Annotated in this window: 15 protein-coding genes; 5 read left to right on the forward strand and 10 right to left on the reverse strand. The window is 62.0% G+C overall.

Annotated elements, in window-relative coordinates; translation table 11 throughout:
- Positions 1-108 precede the first annotated feature (108 nt).
- The 5 genes from tssE to DSC91_RS08010 form a co-directional block, all read right to left on the reverse strand.
- Positions 109-588, reverse strand: coding sequence for a type VI secretion system baseplate subunit TssE (gene tssE, locus DSC91_RS07990; RefSeq protein ID WP_054036473.1), 480 nt, complete (start codon positions 586-588; stop codon positions 109-111).
- An 83-nt stretch (positions 589-671) separates the two neighbouring features.
- Positions 672-1175: an Hcp family type VI secretion system effector gene (locus tag DSC91_RS07995; RefSeq protein WP_054036475.1), complete on the reverse strand. Its 504-nt coding sequence runs from the start codon at positions 1173-1175 to the stop codon at positions 672-674.
- A gap of 72 nt (positions 1176-1247) precedes the next feature.
- Complete coding sequence (tssC, locus tag DSC91_RS08000; RefSeq protein WP_115777627.1) at positions 1248-2738, reverse strand: type VI secretion system contractile sheath large subunit; 1491 nt, start codon at positions 2736-2738, stop codon at positions 1248-1250.
- 18 nt (positions 2739-2756) lie between these two features.
- Positions 2757-3305 carry a type VI secretion system contractile sheath small subunit gene (tssB, locus tag DSC91_RS08005; RefSeq protein WP_115777628.1) on the reverse strand — a complete coding sequence of 183 codons (549 nt, stop codon included), beginning with the start codon at positions 3303-3305 and terminating at the stop codon, positions 2757-2759.
- 37 nt (positions 3306-3342) lie between these two features.
- Positions 3343-4032: a tetratricopeptide repeat protein gene (locus DSC91_RS08010; protein ID WP_115777629.1), complete on the reverse strand. Its 690-nt coding sequence runs from the start codon at positions 4030-4032 to the stop codon at positions 3343-3345.
- A gap of 363 nt (positions 4033-4395) precedes the next feature.
- On the opposite strand from DSC91_RS08010, the gene tssJ reads away from it, so the two are divergent.
- From tssJ to icmH, 3 genes are all read left to right on the forward strand, one after another.
- The gene (gene tssJ, locus DSC91_RS08015) at positions 4396-5022 is read left to right on the forward strand and encodes a type VI secretion system lipoprotein TssJ (protein WP_115779747.1); all 627 of its coding nucleotides are present in this window, start codon (positions 4396-4398) and stop codon (positions 5020-5022) included.
- Between the two features lie 108 nt (positions 5023-5130).
- Positions 5131-6477 (forward strand): type VI secretion system baseplate subunit TssK, encoded by a 1347-nt coding sequence (tssK, locus tag DSC91_RS08020; protein ID WP_115777630.1) that lies wholly within the window; start codon positions 5131-5133, stop codon positions 6475-6477.
- Positions 6474-7253 carry a type IVB secretion system protein IcmH/DotU gene (icmH, locus tag DSC91_RS08025; RefSeq protein WP_115777631.1) on the forward strand — a complete coding sequence of 260 codons (780 nt, stop codon included), beginning with the start codon at positions 6474-6476 and terminating at the stop codon, positions 7251-7253. Before tssK ends, icmH begins: the two co-directional genes overlap by 4 nt.
- Positions 7254-7364: 111 nt before the next feature.
- On the opposite strand, the gene zwf is transcribed toward icmH, so the two are convergent.
- The 5 genes from zwf to DSC91_RS08055 all read right to left on the reverse strand — a co-directional run bounded on the left by zwf (position 7365) and on the right by DSC91_RS08055 (position 12346).
- Positions 7365-8846, reverse strand: a complete 1482-nt coding sequence (gene zwf, locus DSC91_RS08030) for a glucose-6-phosphate dehydrogenase (RefSeq protein WP_115777632.1) — start codon at positions 8844-8846, stop codon at positions 7365-7367.
- A gap of 203 nt (positions 8847-9049) precedes the next feature.
- Entirely contained in the window at positions 9050-10048 is a 999-nt protein-coding gene (gene lhpI / locus DSC91_RS08035) for a bifunctional Delta(1)-pyrroline-2-carboxylate/Delta(1)-piperideine-2-carboxylate reductase (RefSeq protein WP_115777633.1), read from the reverse strand.
- 40 nt (positions 10049-10088) lie between these two features.
- Positions 10089-11096, reverse strand: a complete 1008-nt coding sequence (lhpH, locus tag DSC91_RS08040; protein ID WP_115777634.1) for a trans-3-hydroxy-L-proline dehydratase — start codon at positions 11094-11096, stop codon at positions 10089-10091.
- A gap of 268 nt (positions 11097-11364) precedes the next feature.
- Positions 11365-11616, reverse strand: a complete 252-nt coding sequence (locus tag DSC91_RS08050; protein ID WP_115777636.1) for a hypothetical protein — start codon at positions 11614-11616, stop codon at positions 11365-11367.
- Between the two features lie 97 nt (positions 11617-11713).
- Entirely contained in the window at positions 11714-12346 is a 633-nt protein-coding gene (locus DSC91_RS08055; RefSeq protein WP_115777637.1) for a C39 family peptidase, read from the reverse strand.
- Between the two features lie 212 nt (positions 12347-12558).
- Between DSC91_RS08055 and DSC91_RS08060 the strand changes: the two genes are divergently transcribed.
- Positions 12559-12813, forward strand: coding sequence for a helix-turn-helix transcriptional regulator (locus DSC91_RS08060; RefSeq protein ID WP_115777638.1), 255 nt, complete (start codon positions 12559-12561; stop codon positions 12811-12813).
- Positions 12814-12815: 2 nt separating this feature from the next.
- Positions 12816-14156, forward strand: a complete 1341-nt coding sequence (locus tag DSC91_RS08065; protein ID WP_115777639.1) for a type II toxin-antitoxin system HipA family toxin — start codon at positions 12816-12818, stop codon at positions 14154-14156.
- The last annotated feature ends 192 nt before the right edge of the window (positions 14157-14348 follow it).

Raw genomic sequence — 14348 nt, forward strand, 5'->3', positions numbered from 1 at the left:
CCGATCTATCGCCACCGTCGCGCGTGAGCGGCGGCAAAGCGGTACTCAAGATACTAAAATGCAGATACTCAAACGCAGATACTCAAACTCAGCCGCTAAAATCAGGGACTAAAGTTTCGCGCGTGCGCGCGTCACCGAATATTGCAGCGTGGAAGGCTGCAGCATCGCATCGAAACTGACCGGTTCTTCCGCCGGGTGCACGACCAGCAGCGCCTGAATCGCAAAGTTCAGCGCGTTGGTGGATTGTTCGTTCAATTCGAGCGTGACCGCCACCTGTTGCAAGCGCGGCTCATGCCGTGCAATTGCCTGTTGAATCGATTTGCAGATAAACGTACGGTCGTAATGGCTCGCCAGGCTCAAGCCCGCGAAATCGTTCAGGCCATACGTGAGCACCGAGCGCTGGCATTCCGGCAGCGCCGCCAGCTCGTGCTCGGTCAGCGCGATCCGCGTGTTCAGGATTGCCTCGACGTCGCGCGCGACGGTGGCCTTCAACTCGTCCAACGACAATTGCCGCATCGCCGGGGAAGCCGGCAGATGCGGTTCGTCGTCGAACAGCTTGTCGAGAAAGCTGGGTTCGAAACGTTTCATCAGCGTCCGAAGAACCGGTTCGACGCGAGGCGCACGCGGCGCGCGCTAGCCTTTTCAGGCCGCGCGCCGCGTGCACCCCGGCATCAGACCGCGTACGTCTTGTCGTTCTTCGTCAGGCTCCACGCGCCTTGCGCGTTGCCGCCCTGGTTGCCGCCGATTTTCTGCTGCGTGTATTTCCACTGCACGGCTGCGTACTTCAGCGAGAACTGCTCGGTCGGCAGGCCTTCGCCCACCACGCTCGGCGTGGCGCTCGAGATGATCACGTACTTGAGCTTCACTTCCAGGTACTTGATGCGGTTGCCTTCGCCGTCCGAACGCATGAAGTCGATCGTCACTTCGTCGAACGTCGTGCCGCCCGATGCGTGTTGATAGATCAGCGGGCTGACCACGTCGATGTCTTTCGTGAACTGCATGTCGGCGTGCTCGCAACGCTCGGACGTGTGACCGCCTGCCGTCGAAGCGGTTGCCGAACGCGGTTGCGTAATCGAGTGGCTCCACGAATCGATTTCGATCCAGCCAGCATGATCTTTATCGGCGGACTCGCCTTTGATCGCCGGATTGCCGAATTTTAAATAGATGTCCTTCATAACTCATCGACTCCCCAAAAAGGTGGTTTTAACAGCTAACCCGTGCGGCCGGCACGGGTTTTCTGACTTCGTTTATGAATTTGCCGGTTTCGGCAGGTCGGCGACAAGCCGCAAAGAGATCGACAGCTCATCCAGTTGAAAGTGCGGACGCAGGAAAGCGACCGAACGATACGCACCAGGCTTGCCCGGAATCTCCGAGACCTGTATCGATGCCTCGCGCAGCGGGAACTGCGCTTTCTGCTCCTGAGTCGCGTTGTCGTCGAGCAGCACGTACTGCGAGATCCAACGGTTCAGGAATACTTCGACGTTCTGTGCCGATGCGAAACTGCCGATCTTGTCGCGCATCATCGCCTTCAGGTAGTGCGCCACGCGCGACACCGAGAAGATGTACTGCAGCTGCGCGGACAGCACGGCGTTCGCGTTCGCGCTATCGGTGCTGTATTTCTTGGGCTTCTGCACCGATTGCGCAGCGAAGAACGCGGCGTAATCCGAGTTCTTGCAGTGCACGAGCGGAATGAAGCCGAGGTCGCTCAGTTCCTTTTCGCGGCGATCCGTAATCGCGATTTCGGTCGGGCATTTCAGCGCGACTTCGCCGTCGTCGGTCTTGAACGTGTGGGTGGGCAGGTCTTCCACCAGACCACCGCCTTCCACGCCGCGAATCGCCGCGCACCAGCCGAAGTCGTCGAATGCAGCCGTCAGGCGAGCGGCGAAAGCCCACGCTGCGTTACACCACAGGTATTTGCTGTGATCGGTGCCGTCCACATCTTCGACGAAATTGAAGCCTTCCGCCGTGGCGCCGTCTTTCGGATTGAAAGGCAGGCGACCGAGAAAACGCGGCAAGGTCAGGCCGACATAGCGCGAGTCTTCGGAATCGCGGAACGACTTCCACTTTGCGTACTCGACGGTATCGAACACCTTGCCGAGATCGCGCGGCTTGCCGAGATCGGCAAACGTTTCGAGACCCATCAGCTCAGGCGACGCCGACGCGATGAACGGTGCGTGCGCCGCGGCCGCGACATGCGCCATCTGTTCGATGAAGTACACGTCTTCGGGCTGACGCGTCACTTCAAAGTCGCCGATGATCGTGCCGAACGGCGCGCCGCCGAATGTGCCGAACTCTTCTTCATACACCTTCTTGAAGAGCGCGCTTTGATCGAATTCGATGGCGTTCTTGAAGTCGCGCACGAGGTCGCGCTTCGGCGCGTGCAGCGCCTTGATCTTGACCGTCGAGCCGGTATTGCTTTCCTTGCACAGGTAGTCGAGGCCGCGCCACGTGCTTTCCATACGCTGGAATTGCGGCGCATGCATCACCGCGCTCAGTTGCGCGGAGATCAGGCGGTCGAGTTCCGCGACGCGCGCGTCGATGGTGGCCGACAGGTTGTCGGACACCACCACCGTGCCGTCAAGCACCTGATGGACGAGTTCGCCAATCAGGTCTTTCGCGCGCGCGTGTTCGGAATCGGACTTGGCCACGCGGCTTTTCTCGACGATTTCGTCGAGCAGCGTGGATTCCGTGCCGCTCTGCGCGCTGACAAGTTGGGCTGCTGCCGTTTGCTGATTCATCTCACACCCCGTACGTACTTATTCGCCCTGCTTGTCGTGATCCGGCGCGCCGGCGTGCTGGTCTGCTGCGTTGCCCTGATCTTTCGCCAGCGTCTGCAGCTGCTGCGTGTTGTTGAGCACTTCGCTCAGCAGGTCCTCGAGCTTGTCGTTGCCGGCCAGCTTGTTGCGCAGGTCGGCCAGCTTCGAACGCGCTTCGAGCAGACGGCGCAGCGGCTCGATCTGCGCGACCACCTCGTCCGGATTGAAATCGGCCATCGACTTGAACCGCAGGTCAACGGCAAACTTGCCGCCCGCCTCACTCAGGCGGTTTTCCACCTGAAACGCGGCGCGCGGCTCGATCGCTTTCATCACGTCGTCAAAATTGTCGCGGTCGATGTTGACGAACTTGCGATCGCGCAGCTTCGGCTGTTCGACTTCGGACTGGCCTGCCAGATCGGCAATCACGCCGACGACAAACGGCAGCTCTTTTATCTCGATCGCATCGCCGCGCTCCACCTCATACGTCAGTTGAACGCGCGGAGGCCGCACTTTTTGCAAGCGTTTTTGAATACTTTCTTTCTTCGCCATCGTCGGCTCCCGGATGCAGATGGATCAGGCGTGTGGTTCAGCGCAGCGCGCTGAACGGGTCGGACGCGCCGCCGCTTTGTGCGGCTTTGGCGGGGGCTGCCGGCGCAGCCGGGGCGGCGGGCGCCGCGGGAGCCGCCGGCGTGGCGGCCGGAGCCGCTGCGCTGGTGGTGGCATCCGGCGTATCCGCAGCCTTGCCTTTGGCGACGTGGCGGACAATGCGCTTCTTCTTCACGACGGGCTTGTCGTTCGGGTCGGGCGGAAACAACGTGGCTTCGCCGAGCGTGTCGCGCAGCTGTTTGGCGAGCGCCTGCGCGTCCGACTTCGCATCGCCCGCGAGCGACGCATCCTGACGCAGTTCGCCGAGCGATTGCGTCGCCACGCGCAGGCCGGCTACCGCCAGCACGCTCTTGGCCTGACGATCCGTCTGGTCGCGCTGCAGCGCTTCTTGCGCGGCGACGATCGCCTGACCGTAATGACCCTGCGTGAACTGGATCTGCGCAATGCGCGACCACGGTTCTTCACGGGTCGGATCGGATTTGGACAATTGCTGGTAAAGCGCAATGGCGCGATCCTGATCACCGCCCTTGGCGACGGTGTCCGCGTCCGCGAGTTGCTTATTAAAAGCCTCCGGTGTGGTCGCTGTGTTGTTGCCCTGTGTCGCGCAACCGGCAATCACGCCGCATGCCAACACTACCCCAGATAGTTTTACTAACAGACGCTCATTCATCGTTTTTCACCGACGTGCGATTTTTTTAATTCAAGGAGAAACCGGAGTTTTGCTTTGCTTCAACTGCGCGGGTATAGTACAGGCCAATTTTCGATAATTCAACTTTCGTGTGAAGAAGCATTGCACAAAAAAAATGCACCCGGATGATTTAAACGAAACATGCAGAAATTGTTTCCTGGCGCAATAGCCGCATTGCGAAGAACGGAAAAAATTTCCGCATACCGGCCTGCGAACACGCGAGTGGCGGAGAACAATGCACTTTGCATAAAGCGGCATTACGCGGCATCACGTTGCTGCAAATTTGCCGGATTGAATTCGTTATTGATGTTTTGACGGGGGGCGGCGCCGAGCCGGTCGATGTATATGAATTCGCGTCTTGTTCGCCATGCATCGCTATTGATTGCAAACGCCGCGGCGTGTGTGCTGCTGGGCGGCTGCGCGGCCGGCGTCACGGTGCTGGGAGCCGCCGCCAACGCGGCTTTGCAGGCGAGCGGCCTCGGCAAGCCCGACGTGCCGGATGCGCAGAAACCGCCGCGCAATGTCGGCCTTACTTTATACGCCGCGCCGAACCTGAATGCCGCCAATGACAAACGCCCATTGGCGCTGGTCGTGCGGCTTTACGTGCTGAAAGACCCCACTTCATTCCAGCAGGCGCCATTCGACGCTTTTACCGATCCGGCAAAGGAAAAGACCACGCTCGGCGGCGATCTGCTGGGCGTGCGCGAAGTGACGCTGATCCCCGGTCAACGTTACGTCGTTACCGAAAAAGTCTCGCGTGAGGCGCAGGCATTCGGTATCGTCGCTCTATTCCGCGATCCGGCGATGCAACGCTGGAAATTCGCCTTCGACCCGGCGAAGTCGGAGAAATCCGGCATAATGATCGGCCTGCATAACTGTGCAATGACGGTGACCAACGGCACTGTGATCCCGCCGGAACAGGGATTGCCCGCCCAGCCGTTGAATATGCTTTCTTCGGTAAGCTGCGGTTAAAGATGCCGTGAAAATACGATTTAACAGTTTTTAGAGAATTAACAATGCGGCGTTCGAATCGGTTATCTCCGGGCGCGCCACACGCTGAACGCATATAACAGGTTTGAGATGAGTTATTCAGCAAAAGTGCTCTGGGGGGAAGGCCTGTTTCTGAGGCCGCAGCATTTTCAGCGTCAGGACGCCTATCATGAGGCGCGCCTGTTCGAATCGATCCAGGCCATCCAGCCGTACAACTGGGGCGTGCGTTCGGCGCGCCTCGACCGCGACGCGCTCGGCAGCAATGTGCTGCGCGTGAGCGAACTCTCGCTGGTGTTTCCGGACGGCGCGCTCTACTCCGCGCCGCAAGCCGACGACCTGCCGCCGCCGATCGCGCTCGACACGCTCCCCGACGGCATCAACGAATTCACCTTTTATCTCGCGCTGCATCCGTTGCGCGAAGCCGGCAAGAACTATTCACAAGACAGCAATGCAGGCTTCGTCTCGCGCTATGTCAGCGAGCAGACGCCGGTGGCCGACCACTTCACCGATGCCGCCGAAGCCGACATCACGTTCCTGAAGACCAGCGTCAAACTCATTGCGCATAGCGAGCCGCGCGACCAGCTGCTGTCGGTGCCGCTCGTGCGCGTGCGTCGCACCGCCACCTCGGGTTTTGAAATCGACGACACGTTCGTGCCGCCCTGCCTCGCGATCGACGCGTCGCCGATCCTGCATCAACGGCTGCGTCAACTGATCGACGCGCTGCAGGCCAAGGTCAACGCGCTGTATGGTTTTCACCGCGAGCCGACCAAGAACATCATCGAGTTCCGTTCCGGCGACATCGCGTCGTTCTGGCTGCTGCACACCGCGAGCGCCGCGTTTGCCTCGCTCGCGCATCTGTATCAGCATTCGGCGCTGCATCCTGAGCGTCTGTTTCAGGAATTGCTGCGTCTGGCCGGCCAGTTGATGACATTTTCGAAGGGCTATGCGCTGTCCGACCTGCCGGCTTACCGGCATGACGATCCGGGCCCCGGCTTTGCGCGCCTCGACACGATCCTGCGCGATCTGCTCGAAACCGTGATCTCCACGCGTTACTTCGCAATCGCGCTCGAGGAAGTGCGTCCGTCGTTCCACGCGGGCCGCCTCGACTCCGGCAAGATCGACGACAAAACAATGTTCTACATCGCCGTCTCCGCGGACATGCCGACCGCCGAACTCGTCGAAGCCGTACCCGCGCGTTTCAAGGTCGGCGCGCCGGACGACGTCGACAAGCTGGTGCTCTCGGCCATGCCGGGCGTGCGCCTCGTCTACACGCCGCAAGTACCGCCTGCCATTCCGGTGCGGCCGGGCGCGTGCTACTTCTCGTGCGAATCGCGCGGCGCATTGTATGACCGCATGTTGCAGGCCCAATCGGCAATGATCTACGCGCCGTCGGGCATCAACGATCTTCAACTCGAACTGATCGCCGTCACATCATGAGCTACGCGCCCTCCCTGTTTGGCGGCAGCACGCCTGCCGCGACGCCCGCCCCCATGACCGAGCCGAGCTACCAGGTCCGCTCGCTGCTCGATCTGCTGTACGACGGCTTCTTCATGCTGTTTTTGTTGAAGAACGGCCGCGAACCCGGCGACGCGCACGAATTCAGCCAGCGTATCCAGCAGTTTCTCGGCGACTTCGAGCGCGGTGCGAAAAAACTCAATGCGTCGGCGGAAGATGTTTACGCGTCGAAGTTTGCGTTTTGCGCCGCCATCGACGAATCGGTGTTGTCGTCGACCTTCAGGATTCGCACGGAATGGGAACGCCGGCCGCTGCAACTGGTGCTCTTCGGCGAGCAACTCGCGGGCGAGAAATTCTTCCAGTATCTCGAGGAATGCCGTGCGCAAGGCGCCGCGCGTTTGCAATCGCTCGAAGTGTTCCACATGTGCCTGCTGCTCGGCTTCCAGGGCAAGTATCTGCTCGAAGGGCCGGAAAAGCTCGCCTATCTGACCGCGCGCATCGGCGACGAAATCGCGCATATGAAGGGCAAGCGCGCACCGTTCGCGCCGCATTGGCCACTGCCGGATCAGGTCGCTCACCGGCTCAAGCGCGAGGTGCCGTTGTGGTCGATCGGCGCGGTATTCGCGCTGGTCGGGCTGCTCGCATATCTCGGTCTGAATACGTATCTGCGCGATCAGACGTTGCGCACGCTCGCGCCGTATTCGCAGGTGGTCAAGCTTGGCCCGCAATCGGCCACGTTGACGATTTCGTTGCCTTAAATCAGAACAGCAACGCGTAAAAAAGGCGGCCCGCGAAAACGGGTCGCCTTTTTCAATGCAAAACGAGCGCTTCGAAGCGTCGACGCACCGCCGACGCCTGAAGCTACCCGCTTACTGCGACTCTTCCGCCCACACCGCATTTTCGCGCGCCATCAGCGCCGTCGACGCAGCCGGCCCGAACGTACCTGCCGTATAGCCACGCGGTTTGTCGCCCGACTTGCTCCAGCCGTCCAGAATCGGTTCGGCCCATGTCCAGGCGGCTTCGAGTTCGTCGCGGCGCATGAAGTGCGTGAGGCGTCCGCGAATCACGTCGATCAGCAAACGCTCGTACGCTTCCGCGCGACGCTCGGTGAAAGCCTGCTGCAGGTCGAGGTTCAGATTCACCGGCAGCATGTGCATGCCGCTGCCCGGTTCCTTCGCGAGCATCTGCAACTGGATCGACTCTTCCGGCTGCAACTGGATCACGAGACGGTTGCCGTAGTTGCGCCCGCCGCTCGGAATGATCGAGAACGGCAACTCGGAAAACTCGATGACGATTTCCGACACCTTCTTCTGCATCCGCTTGCCGGTGCGCAGGTAAAACGGCACGTTGGCCCAGCGCCAGTTGTTGATATGCGCGCGCAACGCGACGAAGGTCTCGGCGCGGCTATTCGCCGGCACGTTGTCTTCCTCGAGATAGCCCTTCACCGGCTCTCCGTTCACGGCGCCGGCCGTGTACTGGCCGCGCACGGTATCGCGCGCGATATCCTCGGGCGTCATGGGGCGCAGCGAGCGCAGCACCTTGAGCTTTTCGTCGCGCACCGCATCCGGATCGAGCGACACGGGCGGCTCCATTGCGACGATGCAGAGCAGTTGCAACAAGTGGTTCTGCACCATGTCGCGCAGTGCGCCGGTTTTATCGTAGAAGCCCGCGCGGCTGCCCACGCCAACTTCTTCGGCCACCGTGATCTGTACGCGCTTGATATACGGCGCCTGCCACAGCGGACCGAAAATCGCGTTGCCGAAGCGCAGCACCATCAGGTTCTGCACGGTTTCCTTGCCGAGATAGTGGTCGATCCGGTAGATCTGTGCTTCGCTGAAATGCTTGCCGACCGCCGTGTTGATCTCCTGCGCGGACGCCAGATCGTGGCCCAGCGGTTTCTCGAGCACGACGCGGGAATTCCCGTCGACCAATCCCGCAGCCGAAAGATTGTCGCAAATATGCGTGAACAGATCCGGCGAGGTCGCGAGATAGAACACACGCCGCACACCTTCGCGCGACACCTCCTTCAGATGCTGATAATCCTCGATCGAATCGACGTCCATGCGCACGTACTCGAACAACGCAAGGAATTTGTCCCAGGCGGTGGCGTCGAACGCCTTCTTTTCGATGAAGGGCTTCGCCTTCGCTTCCATGAACTGGTTGATGTATTCCTCACGCGACCACGGCTTGCGGCCAATCGTGAGAATGCGGGTATCCGGCGGCAGATTGCAGTGCAGATGCGCCATGTAGAGCGCGGGCAGCAGCTTGCGGAACGACAGGTCGCCGGTGCCGCCGAAAATGATCATGTCGAGCGGCAGGTCGGGAGTGGCAGAAGCGTGTTGGGTCGTCATAGCGCGGTCGCAGCGTCGTGGTAGGCGTCAAGTCAACGGACAAAGGGCAAAAAAACACCGGCGGACCGGCACTTTTTTCTGGCAAACGCCTATGGTGCAACGTTTTGAGATTGTTTGCACGGCAACATGTGCCGCAGGTTGGCGCAAGATGCCAACCCGGACCCGCGCGCCGCAACACGCCGGGTGTTGCGAACGCTCCGCGATCAGCCGCCCGACAAGGCTTCGCGCGCCACGCGGCAGGCCGCCAGATCCCACGCCGCGCAGCCGACACTTTTAAAAACAATCGCTTGTTTCGACGGCGACAAAGCGGCGTTTGCCACCACATCGGCAATTCCGCCGACCCGCGCCCAATCGACGCCGGCCTGAATGAAATCGCCAGCTTCATGCCTCGCGCCGGCCTGGTCGTCGACGAACAGCGCGCTGCCTGCGATCGTGCGCGCGCCGATCTCGACCATGGCGGGCGTGAACGCGCCGACGCCGATCACGAGCCGGTCCGCGCGCGCCGCTTCGTCGTAGACGGCCTCTTTGCTGGTGGTCAGCGCGACCACCACGTCGATCGAGTCGGGGATGGCCGCATCGGGGTTGGCCAGCGGTTGCGGTTCGCGCGCGTTGCCGCCATGCGCGCCGCGCGTGCCATGCGTGCCATGCGCACCGTGTGCGGCGCAAAACGCTTCGGCCCGCGCGGGCGCACTGCCCTTCACCCACACGCGAGCGTCGGGATACAGTTCGCCGATCGCTTCAAGATGATTCACCGCCTGCGTGCCGGTGCCGATCAGCAGGAATTCGCGCGGCCTGGCCGGCGCGAAAGTGCGTACGCCGAGCATCGACATCGCCGCAGTGCGACGTCCAGTCACCGTCGGGCCGTCGAGGATGAAGAGCGTCTCGCCCGTGTCGGCGTCGAAAGCCATCACCTGGCCGTGGATGGTCGGGATACCGCGCGGGCGATTGCTCGCGCATACGTTGACCAACTTGTGGATCGCGAGATCGGGCGCGGTGGCCGGCATCGACAGCATGATGCCGCCCTCGTTGAGCGGCACGACGAGCCGTTCGGGACTCGCGATGCGTTGCTGCGCGTAGTCGATGCTCGCGCGCTTCAAGGCGTCGACGAGCGTCGCATACGGAATCAGCCGCGCGGTGGCGGCGGCGTCGAAAATCTGCGCGGTCGGGTTGGTCGGGTGGGTCGGGGTGGTCGGCTGGGTCATGAGCGAGCTTTTCCTGTCCTTGCGAATTGATGCGTTCGATTCAGCGCACCAGAAAACCGTATGTCAGCGGATCGCGTTCGTCGACGATCCAGTTTGCAAAACCAACCACATGTGCGTCGCCTTCGATCTCGGGAATCACCGCGTCGAACCGGTCGAGCTTCGTCTCCGACAACACGCGGCCGCGAAAAATCGTGCCGATCACCGATTCGTTGACCAGCGTCTCGTCGCGTCCCAACTCGCCGCGCAGATAGAGTTGCGCGACGCGGCCCGCGGTGCCGGACCCGGTCGGCGAGCGGTCCACTTCCCGGTCGGCGAACACGCAGCAATTGGCCTGCGTGGAGCCGGCGTGACGCGGCGCGTTGTCGATGATCGTGCCGTAGATGTGGTTGATTTCCGGAATCAGCGGGTGCTCGACCTTGAACGCCGCGTTGGCCGCGTGCTTGACCTCGTCGCCGAACTGGACGAGCCGGTCGACCTCGGCTTCGCGCACGTTCAGACCGAAAGGCTTGCCCGACGCGTAGAAATAGAACGCGCCGCCGAAGGCGATATCGCCGCGCACTTCGCCGAAGGTCGGCGTTTGCACGATCACGTCACGCTGCCAGATGAACGACGGCACGTTGACGAAGCGCACGTGCCCCGCCTGCTCGCCGTCCCATTGCACGAACGCTTCGATGAAGCCGCACGGCGCGTCGATGCCGACACGCGTTTCCGGTTCGCTGCGTTCGACCCAGCCGAGCGCGACGGCCGCGGTCGCGAGAGCGATCACGCCGTGGCCGCAATGGTCGCTATAGCCCTCGTTGTGCACGAAGATCACTCCGAAGTCCGCGCCTTCGCTCACCGGCTCGGTCAGATAACCGCCGTACATGTCGGCATGGCCGCGCGGCTCGAGCATCAGCGCGCGGCGCAAGTGATCGGCATGCTCCTTGAGCCACGCGCGCCGCTCGACGATGGTCTTGCCTGGGACCTTCGGCAAGCCGCTCGTGACGATGCGAAACGGTTCGCCGGCGGTGTGCACTTCGACCGTGCTGATCATGCGGTTCAGTTTCATGCGGGCGGCCTTCCTGCGTTGAATCCCGGGATCGGGAACAAACGATTCTACGACGCCTGGTGCGCCGTGGGGCCGGAACGTGGGAACGTGGGATCGTGGGATCGTGGGATCGTGGGATCGTGGGAATGCGGGAATGCGGGAATGCGGGAACGTGGGAATGCGGGAGTGCGGGAGTGCGGGAGTGCGGGAGTGCGGGAGTGCGGAAGCCCCGCAGCAGCCCAGGAATTAGCATGATTCGCCGACAGGCGCCGACGTATCTCCGCCACGTTCATTGCGAAGCGGCGTTGGCGTCGTCTTTCTTGTCGTCCTCGAACATCGCGCGGCACGCCGGACTGAGTTCGTCGAGGTGCTCCTTCATGCAGGCGGTGATTTTTGCCTTGCTCGGAATGTGGGCTGCGCAGAAATGGATCGCGTCGCTGCGGCAAACCTTGGCCCGGTCGTCCCCGCTGGCCGCATTCGCTGCGATGACGACGCCGAGCGCGGCAAGGCTGGCGGCAAGCACGGCATAGGTTCGCTTCATGACGAGCTCCGGTATCGCGAAGGTCGGTATGGAAAGCTCCTCAGCAGAAAACGGGCCCGATCATCGCACTCGCCGCACGACTTGCCTGCTGCCGTGTCTAGCGCACGATGCGGGTGAGCGTCATGCCACGCCCTGCGTAGAAACGCGCCATTGTTGCGAACGGCAGATACACATCCGCCTGGTGAGGCGCAATGCCCGACGGATTATGAAACCATACGCCATCGCCATCGCGCCCGTGCAGCAGGATCAGATGCCCGCCCCGGCGCTGATTCGGCTGCTCCGGATAGCGGATCTCGGGACTCACGGAGGCGATCGCCAGCGTGTCGCCGTCGATGCGCACGGCGATCTCTTCGAGCGGCGCCTCTGGCAGCACCTCGACCTGAATGCCGAATGCCTCGCCGAGCCAGTCCGCGAACGGCCGGTAGATCAAGCCGTCGACACCGCCGTCGTCGCGCAGCCGGTACACGCCGTGGCGCAACGCTTCATCCAGCAGCACGGCGCGCGGCGCATGTTCGATGCGCCAGTAGTCGAGCACGGATTCAAGGCAGGTCAGACCGCATAGGCGACTGGCCCAGAAACGGTAACGCTCCGGGTCGGCAAAACCGCTGCGCCGCCAGTGTGGATCGTCGCATGGATCGCCCTGTTGTTCGACGACGTGACGCACCCATTCGGGGCTGCCCCATTGCGTGTGGTACGGCACGTTGGTATGGCGTAGCGTCGGTTGCTTCATGAGATGAGTCGTGCCCAGTCGGTAGGGAATATTTTCACAGCATGCTACACGGCCGTCCCGGCCGGGACGCATACAGACGGATTTTATTCGCCACGCAGATATTTGCCATTTATTCGCCAGACAGATATTTGTCGAATATGCGTGATACGAATAATTGACAAATATCCGTATCACGCATAAAGTGCATTTATTCGTCTCACGGATAATTTACCATGATCCACCTCGTCGCCGCGCCGGACCAGATGGCCCGACTGCTGGCTGCCGGTCGGCGTCAGGCCGGCCTCACTCAAGCCGAAGCCGCCGCGCGTATCGGCGTCAGCCAGAGTCGCATCTCGGCATTGGAAACCGACGCCACCGCCCTCACCCTCGCACAATTGCTGGCGTTGTGCGGCGCCTACGGCCTGCAATTGCAGGTACGCGACAAGAACCGGCCGGCGCCTGAGCCGGCGTCCTTGATCGAGTGGTAAGCATGGGCCGCCAAACGCATTCGCGGGCGCTTTCGGTGTGGGCCAACGGCGAGCGCGTCGGCGTCTGGCGCCTGCCCACCCGCGGCCCCATGGAGTTCGCTTACGACTCCGCGTGGGTCGCCTCGCCGACGGGCCGGCCGCTTTCGCTCTCGCTGCCGTTCGCGCCAGGCAACGAGGCGCATAAAGGGCCACGGGTGCTCAACTACTTCGACAATCTGCTACCCGACAGCGAGGCGATCAGAAAGCGCATCGCCCAGCGCTACCAGACCGATACGCTCGACGCATTCGACCTGCTGCAAGCCATCGGCCGCGATTGCGTGGGCGCGGTCCAGTTGCTGGCCGTCGACGACGCGCCGGCCGGCGTCGAACGGATCGAGGGCACGCCGCTCTCCGACAGTGAGATCGAGACCATGCTGGCGCGCACCGTCGGCACCCCCGCCCTCGGCGCATCCGACGAAGCAGACGATTTCCGCATCTCGCTCGCCGGCGCGCAGGAGAAAACCGCCCTGCTGTGGCACGACGGCAAGTGGCAACGCCCGCACGGCGCCACGCCCACCACGCACATTTTCAAGCTGCCGCTCGGGCTGGTCGGCAACAAGCTCGCCGACCTCAGCACCTCGGTCGAAAACGAATGGCTGTGTCTGCGGATTCTGCGCGCCTATGGCCTGCCGGTGGCCAACGCCGAGATCGTGACGTTCGGCAAGCAGCGGGTGCTGAGCGTCGAACGCTTTGACCGGCAACTGCATTCGAGCGGGCAATGGCTGCTGCGCCTGCCGCAGGAAGACTTCTGCCAGGTGTACGGCGTGCCCTCGCATCGCAAGTACGAAAACGAAGGCGGTCCGGGCGTGCTGGATCTCGCGCGGATTCTCCAGCAATCGGTGTCGGCGCAACAGGACATCGAGACGCTGCTGGCAAGCCAGGTCCTGTTCTGGATGCTGGCGGCGCCCGACGGCCACGCCAAGAACTTCAGCATCCGCTTGCTGGCGGGTGGCCAGTACCGCCTGACGCCGCTTTACGACGTGATGTCGATCTGGCCGGTGGAAGGCAACGGCCCGAACCAGTGGTCATGGTTCAAGGCCAGGCTCGCCATGGCGATGTGGTCGCGCAGCAAGCACGACGCCTTCCGCGACGTGCAGCGGCGTCACTTCAACACCATGGCGCCGAGGTGCTCATATGGCGCGAACGCCGAGCCGTTGATCCAGCGGCTGATCGAACAGACGCCGGAGGTCATCGCGCGGGTCTCGGCCGAATTGCCCGAGCGCTTTCCGAGCAAGGTCGCCGAGCGGATTTTCAAAGGTCTGAAAAACTCGGCGGTCAAACTCGACAAGATGCCGCCGGCATGACGGCGAATGAGGGAAAAATCAATCGGAATTACTATCAATCGGAATTACTTACAGATTCCGCAAGATTTAATCGGTAAAATGCCTCCCAATGCTAAAAGCATAAACCGATCGCCCAATTTGTCCGTTCGCACCTCGCACCGACAGGCTTGGCGACAGTCACACCAAAACACAGACCGTGAGACTTTTTACGGT

The organism is Paraburkholderia caffeinilytica, assembly GCF_003368325.1.
GTDB classification, from domain to species: Bacteria; Pseudomonadota; Gammaproteobacteria; order Burkholderiales; family Burkholderiaceae; genus Paraburkholderia; species Paraburkholderia caffeinilytica.

Coding starts and splice junctions, on each gene's coding strand:
- tssE (WP_054036473.1), bottom strand. CDS start 588: ATGAAACGTTTCGAACCCAGCTTTCTCGACAAGCTGTTCGACGACGAA.
- DSC91_RS07995 (WP_054036475.1), bottom strand. CDS start 1,175: ATGAAGGACATCTATTTAAAATTCGGCAATCCGGCGATCAAAGGCGAG.
- tssC (WP_115777627.1), bottom strand. CDS start 2,738: ATGAATCAGCAAACGGCAGCAGCCCAACTTGTCAGCGCGCAGAGCGGC.
- tssB (WP_115777628.1), bottom strand. CDS start 3,305: ATGGCGAAGAAAGAAAGTATTCAAAAACGCTTGCAAAAAGTGCGGCCT.
- DSC91_RS08010 (WP_115777629.1), bottom strand. CDS start 4,032: ATGAATGAGCGTCTGTTAGTAAAACTATCTGGGGTAGTGTTGGCATGC.
- tssJ (WP_115779747.1), top strand. CDS start 4,396: ATGAATTCGCGTCTTGTTCGCCATGCATCGCTATTGATTGCAAACGCC.
- tssK (WP_115777630.1), top strand. CDS start 5,131: ATGAGTTATTCAGCAAAAGTGCTCTGGGGGGAAGGCCTGTTTCTGAGG.
- icmH (WP_115777631.1), top strand. CDS start 6,474: ATGAGCTACGCGCCCTCCCTGTTTGGCGGCAGCACGCCTGCCGCGACG.
- zwf (WP_115777632.1), bottom strand. CDS start 8,846: ATGACGACCCAACACGCTTCTGCCACTCCCGACCTGCCGCTCGACATG.
- lhpI (WP_115777633.1), bottom strand. CDS start 10,048: ATGACCCAGCCGACCACCCCGACCCACCCGACCAACCCGACCGCGCAG.
- lhpH (WP_115777634.1), bottom strand. CDS start 11,096: ATGAAACTGAACCGCATGATCAGCACGGTCGAAGTGCACACCGCCGGC.
- DSC91_RS08050 (WP_115777636.1), bottom strand. CDS start 11,616: ATGAAGCGAACCTATGCCGTGCTTGCCGCCAGCCTTGCCGCGCTCGGC.
- DSC91_RS08055 (WP_115777637.1), bottom strand. CDS start 12,346: ATGAAGCAACCGACGCTACGCCATACCAACGTGCCGTACCACACGCAA.
- DSC91_RS08060 (WP_115777638.1), top strand. CDS start 12,559: ATGATCCACCTCGTCGCCGCGCCGGACCAGATGGCCCGACTGCTGGCT.
- DSC91_RS08065 (WP_115777639.1), top strand. CDS start 12,816: ATGGGCCGCCAAACGCATTCGCGGGCGCTTTCGGTGTGGGCCAACGGC.